General features: G+C 68.2%; 14 protein-coding genes. 5 read left to right on the plus strand and 9 right to left on the minus strand.

The features are described from left to right. Positions 1 to 6: 6 nt before the first annotated feature. Positions 7 to 771: a type I methionyl aminopeptidase gene (gene map / locus AC4LGL_RS02240; protein WP_491837419.1), complete on the minus strand. Its 765-nt coding sequence runs from the start codon at positions 769 to 771 to the stop codon at positions 7 to 9. A gap of 122 nt (positions 772 to 893) precedes the next feature. On the opposite strand from map, the gene AC4LGL_RS02245 reads away from it, so the two are divergent. Beyond that, positions 894 to 1,910 (plus strand): AurF N-oxygenase family protein, encoded by a 1,017-nt coding sequence (locus AC4LGL_RS02245; RefSeq protein WP_491837420.1) that lies wholly within the window; start codon positions 894 to 896, stop codon positions 1,908 to 1,910. A 38-nt stretch (positions 1,911 to 1,948) separates the two neighbouring features. Beyond that, positions 1,949 to 3,613 carry a 4Fe-4S binding protein gene (locus AC4LGL_RS02250; RefSeq protein ID WP_491837421.1) on the plus strand — a complete coding sequence of 555 codons (1,665 nt, stop codon included), beginning with the start codon at positions 1,949 to 1,951 and terminating at the stop codon, positions 3,611 to 3,613. 22 nt (positions 3,614 to 3,635) lie between these two features. On the opposite strand, the gene AC4LGL_RS02255 is transcribed toward AC4LGL_RS02250, so the two are convergent. From AC4LGL_RS02255 to AC4LGL_RS02290, 8 genes are all read right to left on the minus strand, one after another. Continuing rightward, the gene (locus AC4LGL_RS02255; RefSeq protein ID WP_491837422.1) at positions 3,636 to 4,724 is read right to left on the minus strand and encodes an AAA family ATPase; all 1,089 of its coding nucleotides are present in this window, start codon (positions 4,722 to 4,724) and stop codon (positions 3,636 to 3,638) included. Then, positions 4,721 to 5,344: a nicotinamide riboside transporter PnuC gene (gene pnuC / locus AC4LGL_RS02260; RefSeq protein WP_491837423.1), complete on the minus strand. Its 624-nt coding sequence runs from the start codon at positions 5,342 to 5,344 to the stop codon at positions 4,721 to 4,723. Before pnuC ends, AC4LGL_RS02255 begins: the two co-directional genes overlap by 4 nt. A 32-nt stretch (positions 5,345 to 5,376) precedes the next feature. After that, the gene (locus tag AC4LGL_RS02265) at positions 5,377 to 5,928 is read right to left on the minus strand and encodes an AAA family ATPase (protein WP_491837424.1); all 552 of its coding nucleotides are present in this window, start codon (positions 5,926 to 5,928) and stop codon (positions 5,377 to 5,379) included. Beyond that, complete coding sequence (locus AC4LGL_RS02270; RefSeq protein ID WP_491837425.1) at positions 5,915 to 6,670, minus strand: energy-coupling factor transporter transmembrane component T family protein; 756 nt, start codon at positions 6,668 to 6,670, stop codon at positions 5,915 to 5,917. Before AC4LGL_RS02270 ends, AC4LGL_RS02265 begins: the two co-directional genes overlap by 14 nt. Next, entirely contained in the window at positions 6,667 to 8,151 is a 1,485-nt protein-coding gene (locus tag AC4LGL_RS02275; protein ID WP_491837426.1) for an ABC transporter ATP-binding protein, read from the minus strand. Before AC4LGL_RS02275 ends, AC4LGL_RS02270 begins: the two co-directional genes overlap by 4 nt. Further along, positions 8,148 to 8,765 carry an ECF transporter S component gene (locus AC4LGL_RS02280; RefSeq protein WP_064883622.1) on the minus strand — a complete coding sequence of 206 codons (618 nt, stop codon included), beginning with the start codon at positions 8,763 to 8,765 and terminating at the stop codon, positions 8,148 to 8,150. The genes AC4LGL_RS02275 and AC4LGL_RS02280 overlap by 4 nt, the downstream gene beginning before the upstream one ends. A gap of 57 nt (positions 8,766 to 8,822) precedes the next feature. Beyond that, positions 8,823 to 9,278: a VOC family protein gene (locus AC4LGL_RS02285; protein ID WP_491837427.1), complete on the minus strand. Its 456-nt coding sequence runs from the start codon at positions 9,276 to 9,278 to the stop codon at positions 8,823 to 8,825. 187 nt (positions 9,279 to 9,465) lie between these two features. Further along, the gene (locus AC4LGL_RS02290) at positions 9,466 to 10,584 is read right to left on the minus strand and encodes a citrate synthase 2 (protein WP_491837428.1); all 1,119 of its coding nucleotides are present in this window, start codon (positions 10,582 to 10,584) and stop codon (positions 9,466 to 9,468) included. A gap of 41 nt (positions 10,585 to 10,625) precedes the next feature. On the opposite strand from AC4LGL_RS02290, the gene pdxH reads away from it, so the two are divergent. The 3 genes from pdxH (at position 10,626) to AC4LGL_RS02305 (ending at position 13,351) form a co-directional block, all read left to right on the plus strand. Continuing rightward, positions 10,626 to 11,315: a pyridoxamine 5'-phosphate oxidase gene (pdxH, locus tag AC4LGL_RS02295; protein WP_491837429.1), complete on the plus strand. Its 690-nt coding sequence runs from the start codon at positions 10,626 to 10,628 to the stop codon at positions 11,313 to 11,315. Next, complete coding sequence (locus AC4LGL_RS02300) at positions 11,315 to 12,631, plus strand: MFS transporter (RefSeq protein WP_491837430.1); 1,317 nt, start codon at positions 11,315 to 11,317, stop codon at positions 12,629 to 12,631. Before pdxH ends, AC4LGL_RS02300 begins: the two co-directional genes overlap by 1 nt. A gap of 81 nt (positions 12,632 to 12,712) precedes the next feature. Continuing rightward, a complete protein-coding gene (locus AC4LGL_RS02305) occupies positions 12,713 to 13,351 on the plus strand; it encodes a TetR/AcrR family transcriptional regulator (RefSeq protein WP_491837431.1) in 639 nt (212 codons plus the stop codon). The last annotated feature ends 333 nt before the right edge of the window (positions 13,352 to 13,684 follow it).

The following is a 13,684-nucleotide window of genomic DNA, read 5'->3' on the forward strand; positions in this document are numbered from 1 at the left end:
CGGCCGCTACCGCGTCAAAATTCGGGCACCGTCGGTGGTGAGCGCCACAGTGTGTTCGCTGTGCGCGGCGCGGGCTCCGGTGGCGCTGCGGAGTGTCCAGCCGTCGGGGTCGTGGACGTAGCCCGTGGTGCCGTCGGCGATCAGCATCGGCTCGATCGCGATCACCAGTCCGGGCTGCAATGTCATGCCTTGGCCGGGCCGTCCCGAGTTGGGGACGTGTGGCGCCTCGTGCATGGTGCGCCCGATCCCGTGGCCGCCGTGGTTGGCCAGCAGCCCGTAGCCGGCCTCGCGGGCCACCGAGGCGATGGCGTGTCCGACGTCACCGAGGGTGTTGCCGGGCCGTACCGCGGCGATCCCCGCGGCCAGGGCTGCGTCCGTCGCCTCGATCAGCGCGGTGTCGGCCGCTGCTGCGGTGCCCACGACGAAGCTGCGGGCGGAGTCTCCGCACCAGCCGTCGAGGATTGCTCCGAAGTCCACCGACACCAGGTCGCCGTCGGCCAGGACGGTGTCGTCGGGGATGCCGTGCACCACGGCGTCGTTGACGCTCACGCACAGCACCGCGGGGAAGGGTTTGGGCGCCCACCGCGGGTGGTAGTTCAGGAACGGCGAGGAGGCGTGATGCGCGGCGAGGATATCGGCGGCGATTCGGTCCAAATCGGCCGTGGTATGGCCCGGAGCGGCCTGACTGGCAATTGTTTGCAGTGTGTCGGCTACCACAGCTCCGGCCGCCGCCATCGCCTCTACCTGGTCTTCGGTCTTCAGATCGACCACGTGCGGTCACCTATCGGCAAACAATTCAAATCAGGCATGGACTTTTACTCGATACCTGCGGTACCGTTTGTACAACAGGTGGGTAGATGTAAACCTCAGACAAGTATAGAGAGGTCTGCAACATGGCTCGGACCAAGATGGTCAGGCGCTGGCGCAAGAACATGGACGTCAGCGACGACATTCAGTACACCGACATGCTCGCGACGCTGTCCGAGGGCTCGGTGCGACGCAATTTCAACCCGTACAAGGACATCGACTGGGATTCTCCGGAATTTGCCGTCATCCCCAACGATCCGCGCTGGATCCTGCCCGGGACCGACCCGATGGGCGGTCACCCGTGGTACCAGGCGCAGCCGGTCGAGCGGCAGATCGAGATCGGCATGTGGCGCCAGGCCAACGTCGCCAAGGTCGGCCTGCACTTCGAGAACATCCTGATTCGCGGCCTGATGGAGTACTCGTTCTGGGTGCCCAACGGCTCGCCGGAATACCGGTACTGCCTGCACGAATCGGTTGAGGAGTGCAACCACACCCTGATGTTCCAGGAGATGGTCAACCGCATCGGCATGGACGTGCCGGGCATGCCGCGGCTGCTCAAGTGGCTGCAGCCGCTCATCCCGCTGGCTGCGGGCCCGCTGCCGATCCCGTTCTTCTTCGGCGTGCTCGCCGGCGAGGAGCCCATCGACCACACGCAGAAGAACGTGCTGCGCGAGGGCAAGGCCCTGCACCCGATCATGGAACGGGTGATGGCGATCCACGTCGCCGAGGAGGCGCGGCACATCTCGTTCGCACACCAGTACCTGCACAAGCGGGTGCCGAACCTGCGTCGTCGTCAGCGCTGGATCCTGTCGCTGTTCGTGCCGCTGACCATGCGCATCCTGTGCTCGGCGATCATCGTGCCGCCGCGCACGTTCTGGAAGGAATTCGACATCCCGCGCTCGGTGCGCAAGGAGTTGTTCTTCCGTTCGCCGGAGTCGCGCAAGATGCTGCGGGACATGTTCGGTGATGTCCGCATGCTGTGCCACGACACCGGCCTGATGAACCCGATCGCCAAGCTGATCTGGCGGATCTGCAAGATCGACGGGGCGCCGAGCCGCTACCGTAGCGAGCCACAGCGCGAGCACCTGGTCTCGGTCGCCTGAAGCTCGTCCGGAAAGCGCAAGGTCTGCAGAGGTTCTAGATGCCCCACGTGATCACCCAGTCGTGTTGTAGCGACGGGTCCTGTGTCTACGCGTGCCCGGTGAACTGCATCCATCCCTCACCGGATGAGCCGGGCTTCGCGACGGCCGAGATGCTCTACATCGACCCCGAGGCGTGTGTGGACTGCGGCGCGTGCGTGAGCGCCTGCCCGGTCGGCGCCATCGCGGCCGATACCAAGCTCACGGACAAGCAGCTGCCGTTCATCGAGTTGAACGCCGCCTTCTACCCGAAGCGGGAAGGCAAGCTGCCGCCGACGTCGAAGCTGGCGCCGGTGATCGCGGCACCGCATGTGGCGGCGCGGCCAGGCGGTCCGTTGACGGTGGCCATCGTGGGCTCCGGCCCGGCCGCCATGTACGCGGCCGACGAACTGCTGACGCAGCGCGGCGTGCGCGTCAATGTGTTCGAGAAGCTGCCGACGCCCTACGGGCTGGTGCGTGCCGGTGTGGCACCGGACCATCAGAGCACCAAGCGGGTGACGACGCTGTTCGACACCATCGGCAGGCAGCCCGGTTTCCGGTTCTACCTCAACGTCGAGGTGGGTAAGCACCTGTCGCACGCCGACCTGCTGGAGCACCATCACGCCGTGCTGTACGCGGTGGGTGCGCCCAACGACCGACGGCTCGACATCGACGGCATGAATCTGCCCGGCACGGGCACCGCCACCGAGATGGTGGCCTGGATCAACGGGCACCCGGAGTTCACCGATCTGCCGGTGGACCTGAGCCACGAGCGGGTGGTCATCGTCGGCAACGGGAACGTCGCATTCGACGTCGCCCGGGTGCTCACCACCGATCCGGATATGTTGGCCCGCACCGACATCTCCGATCACGCGTTGGCGGCCCTGCGCAACTCGAAGGTCTCCGAGGTGGTCATCGCGGCCCGCCGCGGCCCCGCCGAATCGGCCTTCACCCTGCCTGAGCTGATCGGCCTGACCGCGACCTGTGACGTGGTGCTCGACGAGGCCGATCACCAGCTGGTGGTCGCAGATCTGGCCCGCGAGACCGATCCGCTGACCCGCAACAAGCTGGAGATCCTGACCAAGCTGGGCAATGCGTCCGCACCGCTGACCCGGCCGCGGATCCGGTTGGCCTACCGTCTCACCCCGCAGCGTGTGCTCGGCGAGGACCGGGTGGCCGGCATCGAATTCGGTCTCACCGGAACCGATCAGGTGCGTGAGCTGGAGGCCGGCCTGGTGCTGACCTCGATCGGCTACCGCGGCAAGGCAATTGCCGATCTTCCGTTTGACGACGATGCCGCCGTAGTGCCCAACGACGCCGGACGCGTGCGCGGTGCGTCGGGCGCCTACGTGGCCGGCTGGATCAAGCGCGGGCCCACCGGCTTCATCGGCACCAACAAGTCATGCGCGGCGCAGACCGTGCACCAGCTGGTCGACGATTACAACGCCGGCGCGCTGACCGATCCGGTGCACAAGGCGGCCGCCCTGGACAAGCTGGTGCGTACCCGCCAGCCCGCCATGGTCGACGCCGCCGGGTGGCGGGCGATCGACGCCGCCGAGATCGCCCGCGGTGGCGAGGACCGTCCACGGGACAAGTTCACCTCGGTCGACGAGATGGTCGCGGTCGCCGCGACGGCACCGAAACCGACTGTGCGGCAGCGACTCACCGCGAGCCTGCAGGCACACTGAGTTGCCGGGGCCCGGCTCGGGATTACTCGAAGCCGGGCCCGTGCAACGGCTCCCCGAAGCGCATCGAAAGCTCCACCAGCGGTTCGACGGTGCGTAGCGCCAACTCGACACGGTCGGACAGCGAGCCCGTCAACAGCACCCAGGAGTGCCCGGCCGCGGTCAGAGCATCGGCGAACCAACCGGTCATCGCCGCCCGCATATCCAGGTCTCCCTCCCGCATGCCGTCGTCGTGCCACGGCACGTCTGTGTGGTCGGTGAGCAGATACACCGCACGGCGCGGCACCCGGGTCCAGGGCTGACCGCTGCGTGCGGCCGTCCCGAGATAGCGGCGTTCCCAGACCGCGGTGGCGAACGCGTCGGTGTCACACACCAGGATCGGTGAGCCGTCGCGAGCGGCGGCTTCCTCCCGGCGGTTCTGCTCGGCCCCGATGTAATCGAAATCGGTGCGATCCCACACCAATTCGTCGATGGCGCGGTCGGGTTGGCGTTCCCAGAGCCGGGCTGTGTGCTCGCGACCGTACTCCTCGACGTTGCGCGTCGTGGCCCACACTCCGCCGCGTGCCGCATAGTGCTGCTGCAGTTGCGCAGCGACCGTCGTCGTCCCCGTCGACTCGGCACCGAGCACGACGACCCGGGTCGTCAGCCCCGCGCGCGTGGCCGGGGCCAGTTCGAGCCACCGGCCGGCCAGGTCGCGGCGGACGGCCGAGGCGCTGACCGGGCTCCGGGTGATCCGCACACTCGCGGCGTCGAACCAGCGTGCCAGCTCGTCACCGTAGTCGTCGCCGCAGAACACCGCGTCGACCTCGGCCGGGCAGCCTGCCGCCCGCAACCCGGCCCGCATGGCAGCCACCTGCGCTGCCCACACGCGCTGGTCGGTGACGTCCAGCGGTGCATCGCAAGGGATTCCGGCGACGGTCACGTTGGTCTGCGCCGAGTGTGTCTCTCGGAGCCAGTCCACCCGATCGGTCAGCGGCACAGTCTCCGGTGCGGCCGCCATCACCAGCGCGCTCACCCGGTCGCACCGGTTCGCCGCGTCCGTGATGGCGGCGTGGTGTCCGCGATGGGGCGGATAGAACTTGCCGATGAACAGGCCGTGACCGAACTCGCTCATGGCACCCGCACCTTCCGCCAGGACTGCAGCCCCGACAGACACAGCACCAGGAACACCGTGTAGATCGCCGCGGTCAGGTTCAGGTCCCGGCTCACGTACAGCGGGATGTAGACGCAGTCGGCGGCAATCCAGAAGTACCAGGTCTGGACGTACTTCCCGTTCAGCAGCCACTGCGCGACCAGTGACAGGCTCGTGGTGAGCGCGTCGAGAAACGGGGCCGCGTCGTGGGCGGCGCGCAGGATGACCGTCAGCAGAGCCGTGCCGGCTACGACAACGCCAATGCACCAACCGATTTGGTCCGGTCGGGCCCGGGTGACCATCAGCGGGGTGCGACCGGCGTTGCCGTACCGCCACTGCCACCACCCGGCGAAACCCAGTGCGATATAGAGCACCTGAAGACCGGCGTCGGCCCACAGCCGGGCCGAGGTGAACAGCACCAGGAAAAACAGGCAGTTGGCGATACCCACCGGGAAGTTGGCGATGTGCCTGCGCACGGTCAGCGCCACGCACAGCCCGCCGGTGAGGAAGCCCAGCAGCTCGGCCCAGCTGACCGCGTCGCCGCCCAACACAAACAGCGTGGTGTTGAGCGGCTGCACGAGCTGCGCCAGCCAGTCCAGCATCGACTCTCCCCTCCGGTTGTTCCGCGTCGACCCTAACCGGGAGCGGTGAATTCGAACCTGCCTGCGGTCAGCACCGCGATCAGATCGGCGCACGCCCTGGGGTGGAACCGCGCGATGAACTCGTCCTCCTGGGCGGCCCACCGGTCCCAGTACGGCCGGTAGGTCTCGCCGTCGCGGTCCAGTGCCCGGCGCTTGCGCTCGGTGTCGTCGGCGTCGACCCAGATACCCAGATCGGCCAGCGCCCGGCCGGCCGGGGTGAGCGCCCCGATGCCCTCGACGATCAGCCGTTGCCCGGGTTCGACCTCGTGGTGCCCACTCGGAGCGGCGGTGGCCCAATCCCATTGCCGCCAGTGTCCGTTATGCCCGGCCGCCCGTGGCTCGAGCAGCGAATGCTGCACATGCTCTGCGGCCCACGCCAATCCGTCCCATCCCGGGTAGATGTCGTCAAGGCGGACCACGACGGAATCGGCCCAGCTCTCGTGCAGTTGTGCCGCCAGCGTCGACTTGCCCGACCCGGAACGGCCGTCGATCAGCACGGTCGTCGCGGCGGGGCCGAGCCGGCCCAGGATCTCATCGAGTGCCAATGAAGTTCCAGGCTCCGGAGGAAACCGACACGCCGATGGCGGCGGCGGCAATGGCGAATCCCGCCGCGATCAAGGCGAATTCGCGGACGCCGAACGGCGACGGCCGGGCCCAGGTGCGCGTGGGGTAGGCGCCGAACCCGCGGGCTTCCATCGCGGTGGCAAGTTTCGACCCGCGCCGCACGGCGAACACCAGCAAGGCGAACGTCTGCCCCGCGATCCGGCGCACTCTCGCATGGTCGGCCACCCCGCGGGCCCGCCTGGCATAGCCGAGATACTGCCAGTCCTGTCCGAGCAGCCCGACCAGTCGCAGGCCGGCCAGGGCGCCGATCACGAACCTGGCCGGCAGTCGCAGCACCTGACCCAAACCGTCTGCCAATTCCGTCGATTCGACGTCGATGAACAGGATGACCGACGGCAGTGCGATGGCCAGGACCCGGAGGAAGGTGGCGGCGGCCAGGGCGATGGATCCGTCACTGATCGTGACGAGGAAGAAGTGCCAGTACACCGTTCCGCTGACCTGCCCGTAGAGCAGGATGGTGATCGCGGTGAGCGTGGCCGCGAGGGCGACCACCGCACCTCGGGTCAGCGCCGCCCGCAGTCGCACACCGACCACGGCGAACAACACGATCTCCCCGGCCAGTGCGGTCAGCGCCGAGACCCAGTCGACCGACAGCACCAGGGCACCCGCGATGACCAGCGCGGTGAGCAGTCGTGCGACCGGGTTGATCGTGCGCGCGGTCATGGTGCGGTCTCCGCGGTGGGCTCCCAGTCGGGCAGCACGATCCGGGCGTCGGCGAGCACGTCGGCAAAATCGAGATCGTGGGTTGCGGCGACGACCGCCGTACCGCCATCGGCGATTTCGGCCAGCAACCGGGTCAACTCCTCCCACGTGCGGCGGTCCTGGCCGAAGGTCGGCTCGTCGAGGATGATCACCCTGGGCGCGGTCGCCAGCATGGTCGCCACCGAAAGGCGTCGCTTCTCGCCACCCGACAGCGTGTAGGGGTTCACCGCCCCGAGGTGTGTCAGGTGCAGGCGTTCGAGGAGTTCGTCGGTGCGGGCGGTGATCTCGGCAGTGGGAAGCTTGATGGCCTTGGGCCCCAGCGAGAGTTCGTCGCGCACCGTGGCGGTGAGGAACTGGTGCTCAGGATCCTGGAACACGCTGCCGATCCGGGTGAGCAGTTCTTTCGATCGCCATTTGACGGGCTTGCGGCGAGCCGGGGAAGGGGCGAAGTCGGGGTGTGCCTCGAGACGTCCGGCGGGCACGGGCAACAGGCCGCCGAGGGTGAGCGCCAGCGTCGACTTGCCCGCCCCGTTCGGACCGGTGATCACCGTGGTCCGCCCGGCCTCGATCTCGAAGTTCAACCCGACGTGCATCGGCGGATCCCCCGGGTGGGCCAGTGCGAGATCCGTGGCATGCAGCAGTGATTCGCGGGTTGCGGACCGGTGGCGGGTGATCTCGGGCAGCGGGGTGTCCGGCACCCACACACCCGATCGGACCAGGTAGTCGTGATTGCGCCGGATGGTCGCATCCGGTGTTCCGTCGGCGATCACCTGACCGTCGGCGCCGAGCACGACGACGCGGTCGATGACGGGCATCCACACATCGGTGCGGTGCTCGATGACGATCAGTGTGGCGCCGGTCCGGGCGGCCGAGGCGGCAACCGCATCCCGCACTTCGAGGACACCGGCGGGGTCGAGATTCGCCGTCGGTTCGTCGAGCAGGATGAGCCCGGGATCCATCGCGATCACCCCGGCCAGTGCGAGCCGCTGCTTCTGTCCGCCGGACAGTTCCGAGGTGGATTGGGATAGAGCGAGTTTCAGGCCGACGGCGTCGAGGGCCGTTCGGACCCGGGGCCAGATCTGTTCGCGCGGAACGCCGAGGTTCTCCATGCCGAAGGCGACGTCGTCACCGACCCGGGACAGGATCACCTGGGCGTCGGGATCCTGCAGCACCATCCCGATCCGGTGACGCTGTTCGCTCGGCGCGGCACCGTCGACCCGCAGTGTTCCCGCCTGCCTGCCCTCTTCGGCACCGCCGAGTAATCCCGCAATGCCATGCAGCAGAGTCGATTTCCCGGCGCCGGACGGTCCCAGCAGCAACACCCGCTCGCCGGGCTCGATCCGCAGATCGAGATCCCGCACGGCCCAGGCGGCGCGTCCGGCATGGCACCAACCCCAGGTGTGCGCCGTGACGGTGGCACCGGCGCCGTGCGGTGAGCTCATCGAGCCTCGGGGCCGATCCGCCCCGAGGCGAACCGGCTCAGCGCGCCGGTCTTCGCCAGACCCCTGACCGCGAACCAGGACAGGAGCCCGGCGACGAGTGCGCCGGACACGATCGCCGAAACCGTGTAGATCGCGGCGAACGTGTTGGCCGAACCGGGATACCAGAGGATGAGGTCGTTGATCGCCAGGGCGAGCCCGGCGACGGCCCCGGCGATCAGCGCGACCGGCAATCCCCAGCGGCGGTAGAGGAACACCGCGAAAACCAGTTCCGCGCCGAGCCCCTGCACCAGTCCGGATTCGAGCGTGAGCACACCCCACTGGTTGCCGACCAACGCCGACACCGTGGCCGCGACGAGCTCGCCGTACAGGGCCGCGCCGGGCTTGCGGATCACCAGGGCGGTGAGCACACCGGCGAACAACCAGCCGCCGGCGAGCAACGCCTGTAGACCCGGAAGCGCCGCCGTCAATGGTGCGCCGATCGGGTTGGACGCGATGTTCCACACGACGAACACCAGCCCGGCCGCCGTTGCGAGGACGCTGGCGACGACGATGTCCACGACCCGCCAGCGCAGGGCGCGGGCAGCCGGCGTGGTGTCGGTGGGCTGGGTGTTCATCGATCTCCTTCGTGGCAGGAGATCAGTATGGACTGCGCGCGACGGCGGGGGAGTGGGCTACTGCCCGGACTGCATGGCCTGTGCGATCTCCTCGGGACTGACCTCGCGCACCGGCTGCCCGAGTGACCACTGGTGGCCGAACGGGTCGCGCACCATGCCGTAGCGGTCACCCCAGAACTGGTCCTCCAGCGGCATGATGACCTCTGCGCCGGCGTCGACCGCCTTGGCGAAACTGGCCTCGACATCGGTCACGGTGAGGTGGATGGTCACCGGGGTGCCGCCCAGCGCCTTGGGGGTCGTCGACTTGCCGTCGTTGTACTCGGGAAAGTCGTCGTTGAGCATGACCGTGGACCCGTTGATGCCGAGCGCGGCGTGGATCAGTCTGCGGCCGTCGGGGCCGGGCACCCGGCCCAGCTCCGTGGCACCGAATGCCTTGATGTAGAAGTCAATTGCCGCGGCGGCGTCGTCGACAACCAGATGCGGCAGGACTGCGGGTGTTACTTCGATCGCCATGATCTTCTCCTGGTGTGGGTGAGCGGTTTCAATGCAGACCCGCGCGGCAGGCGGATCTCATCGGCGGACAGGTCCCATGGAACCACTGCCCTCTGACACCCGCACGAACCGCGAAACTACGCTTTGTGACGGAAATGGCCCTGAACTCGTCAGAACCCGTAGTTTCGGCGCAAGAAGCGGGCACCGCTCACGACGTGGCGATCTTGTCCCATCCGGTGACCGACTGCACGCTGCGCGGTTCGGGGCCGACGTAGATGGCGGCCGGACGGACCAGCTTGCCCAGCCGTTTCTGTTCCATGATGTGCGCGCACCAGCCGGCGGTCCGGCCACAGGTGAACATCGCGGGCATCATCGAGGCGGGCACCTCGGCGAAGTCCAGGATCACCGCCGCCCAGAACTCGACATTGGTCTCGATGGCCCGGTCCGGGCGCCGTTCGCGAAGCTCCGCCAGCGCCGCCTGCTCCAGGGCCGCGGCCACCTCGTAACGGGGCGCCTCAAGGCGTTTCGCCGTGGCCCGCAGTACCCGGGCCCGTGGATCCTCGGCCCGGTACACGCGGTGCCCGAAGCCCATCAGCTTGTCGCCGCGGTCCAGGATGGATTTCACCACCGCGCGGGCGTCACCGGACTTCTCGACCTCTTCGATCATCGGCAGCACCCGGGCCGGGGCACCGCCGTGCAGCGGCCCGCTCATCGCGCCCACCGCGCCGGAGAGGGAGGCCGCGACATCGGCGCCTGTGGAGGCGATCACCCGGGCCGTGAACGTCGACGCGTTCATCCCGTGTTCGGCGGCGGTGACCCAGTAGGCGTCGATCGCCTCGACGTGCCTGGGATCCGGGTCGCCCTGCCAGCGCGTCATGAAACGTGCTGTGACCGTGTCACATTCGTCGATCCGGCGTTGCGGCACGGCGGGCTGGTAAATGCCGCGGGCGGACTGGGCGACGTAGGACAGCGCCATGACCGAGGCCCGGGCCAACTGGTCACGTGCGGTGGTGTCGTCGATGTCCAACAGCGGCGCGTAGCCCCAGATCGGTGCGAGCATCGCCAGTCCGGCCTGGACGTCGACGCGGACGTCGCCGCTGTGGATGGGCAGCGGGAACGGCTCGGCCGGGGGCAGGCCCGTGCCGAAACTGCCGTCGACCAGCAGTCCCCACACGTCGCCGAAGGTGACCCGGCGGTCCACGAGTTCCTCGATGTCCACGCCCCGGTAGCGCAGCGCGCCGCCGTCCTTGTCCGGCTCGGCGATCTCGGTGGTGAAGGCGACGACGCCTTCGAGGCCGGCAACGAAGTCTTCCGGTACAGCTGGCATGGCCAGATTGTTGCACCAAGTCCAGGCGTAGCGTTACCGCGGTGGCCATACCTTCCGGACCAGCGCCTGAACACGACCAACACGACCTGGCTGCCATGCGCGTGGATTACGTGGAGAAGGACGGCTGCGGCGACCTGGACGTCGATTGGCTGGGCGAGGACCCGGCAACCGGTTGGCTGACGCTGTTGCGGACCTGGCTGGCCGATGCGTTCCGCGCCGGGGTGGCCGAGGCCAATGCCATGGTCGTGGCCACCACCGACGGCGAGGGAAGACCCGTCACCCGAACCGTGTTGTGCAAGAGCATGGACGAGACAGGCATCACGTTCTACACCAACTATGACTCCGCCAAAGGGTCACAGCTGGCTGCGCATCCGTACGCGTCGGCGACCTTTCCCTGGTACCGGCTGGGGCGCCAGGTCCATGTGCGCGGACCGGTGACGAAGGTGAGCCGTGAGGCCACCCAGGAGTACTGGTCGAAGCGCCCCCGGGGTTCGCAGCTCGGTGCGTGGGCGTCGCAGCAGTCGAGCCCGATCGCGTCGCGCCCGGCGCTGCTCGACCAGCTCGCCGAGGTGACGGCGCGGTTCGCCGATCTCGAAACGGTTCCGGTGCCGCCGAACTGGGGCGGCTACCTGATCGCGCCGGAGAGCGTGGAGTTCTGGCAGGGCCGGGAGAACCGGGTACACAACCGAATTCGCGTGATCGGCAATCAAGCCGAACGCCTCCAGCCCTAGTGCGTAGGTTCTTCGCCGACACCACACCCCTGCGCACCCCGGACTTCCGGCGGCTGTGGGTGGCTGGTATCCCCACGGTGATCGGCGCCAACCTGACCATCTTCGCGGTGCCGGTGCAGCTGTACGTGCTCACCGAGAACTCCGCCTATGTCGGGTTGTCCGGCCTGTTCGCGCTCGTCCCACTGGTGGTCTTCGGCCTGTGGGGCGGTGCCTGGGCCGACGCGATGGACCGCAGGCTGCTGCTGATCATCGCCTCGATCGGCCTGGCCGTGTCGTCGGTGCTGTTGTGGCTGCAGGCCGCGCTGTCGCTGAACAACGTCTGGGTGGTGCTGTGTCTGCTGTCGGTGCAGCAGGCGTTCTTCGCGATCAACAGCCCGACCCGGTCGGCGGCGATCCCACGGATGCTGCCGGGCGAGCAGTTGCCCGCGGCGAACGCGCTGAACATGACGGTCTTCCAGTTCGGTGCGATCGTCGGACCGCTGCTGGCCGGGGTGATGTTGCACTGGGTGGATCTGTCGACGCTCTATCTCATCGACGCCATCTGCTGCCTGGTGCCGATCTGGGCCACGTTCCGGCTGGCGCCGATGCCGCCGGTCAGCACCGAGGACGGCGGTTCGCGATGGGGCCTGACGGCGGTGCTGGACGGTTTCCGCTACCTCGCCGGTAATCGGGTGGTGTTGATGTCGTTCGTCGTCGACCTGGTGGCGATGATCTTCGGGATGCCTCGCGCGCTCTTCCCCCAGATGGCACACGAGAGCTTCGGCGGTCCGGTGGAGGGCGGCACGGCCATGGCATTGCTGGCGGCAGCGATGTCGGTGGGTGCGGTGGCCGGTGGCGTCTTCTCGGGCTGGCTGCCGCGGATCCGCAGGCAGGGACTGGCCGTGGTCGTGGCCATCGTGGTGTGGGGCGTGGCGATGGCCGGGTTCGGTGTCGCGGGCGGGGCGGCAGGCGGCAGCGCCGGGCTGGTGTTGTGGATTGCGTTGGCGTTCTTGGCCGTTGGTGGTGCGGCCGATATGGTGTCGGCCGCGTTCCGGTCGACGATCCTGCAGCAGGCGGCCTCTGACGAACTGCGCGGCCGGCTACAGGGCGTCTTCACGGTCGTGGTCGCCGGCGGCCCGCGACTGGCGGACACATTGCACGGCGCGGCAGCGGCAGCGGTGGGCACCACGGTCGCCGCGGCGGGCGGCGGGGCGCTGGTGATCGTCGGTGTGCTGATCGCCGCGCTCGCGGTGCCGGCGTTCGTGCGCTATCGGGTAGGCGCGGACGGCGCACAGACGACCGTCCCGCAGGAACAGTCCGAGGCTGACAAAGTATGACCACCGGCGAATGGCACTCAACGCCACATAGTTGCCGAAATGGACCGAAAAGCAGGCCTTTGAGGGCTAACATCCGATCTCGTGGTTGACGGGATGCGCCAGGCCGAGACCGGATTGCGTGAACGCAAGAAGCAACGCACCCGAGCGATGCTGATCGAGGCCGCGATCGACCTGTGCGACCGCCACGGATTCGAGAGCACCACCGTCGAGCAGATCGCGGCGGTCGCAGATGTCTCGCCCCGCACCTTCAGCCGCTACTTCGCCACCAAGGATGCGGTGGTGCTGGCGTTCGTCGACGAGGTGATCGAGAGCGTGGCGGTCGAGTTGACGGCGCAACCGGCCGACATCGGCCATCTCGAGGCGGTGTACCGCGCTCACGTGCAGGCCTTCCTCAAGACCAAGACCGCGCCGCCGACCCAGCTCACGGCCGATCGGCTGTTGGCCTCGGCGCGCATCGTCACCTCGTCGCCGGCGTTGATGCACACCGCGTCGCAGTTCCGGGCGGATGCGGTCAACGTCGCGCTGTCCCGGCGGATGGGCGTGCCCGGCGACGATCGCCAGCTCAAGCTGACGGCCGTGGTGTGGGGTTCGATCATCATGACGGCCATCGCTGAGCTGGGATCCCGGGCCGATTGGGCTTCGGTGAGCGTGGACGACATCGTCGACAAGATCAAGGCGACGTACGCCGATTTCCTGGCGGTCGTCGAGGGTGCGGGATAGCTCGCGGGAGCTCCACATCCGGGAAATCTTGGCGCACAGCCGACCCCGCAGATGCGGTTAGGCTCAATCGGCCGCGTGAATGCGAAGTATCGGCAGTATTCGTCGGGTTCCGCGCAGTTCAGCGAACGCCGCTGCGCACGGCGGCGCCGGGCCCGATTACCATCGAATCTTCGGATCGTCGTCGGTTGGCGATCGCTGTTCGGCGGGGTCAACGAGCAATGGGTGGGGAAAAGCAGATGACAGACGGCTGGCACGGGGACGGCCCGGCTGATCCATTCGGCAACAACCCATTCGGCGGCCCACGACGGGCGATGGCTTCGGCCAACCATGGGG

The sequence above is a fragment of the Mycolicibacterium arcueilense genome (assembly GCF_058536225.1).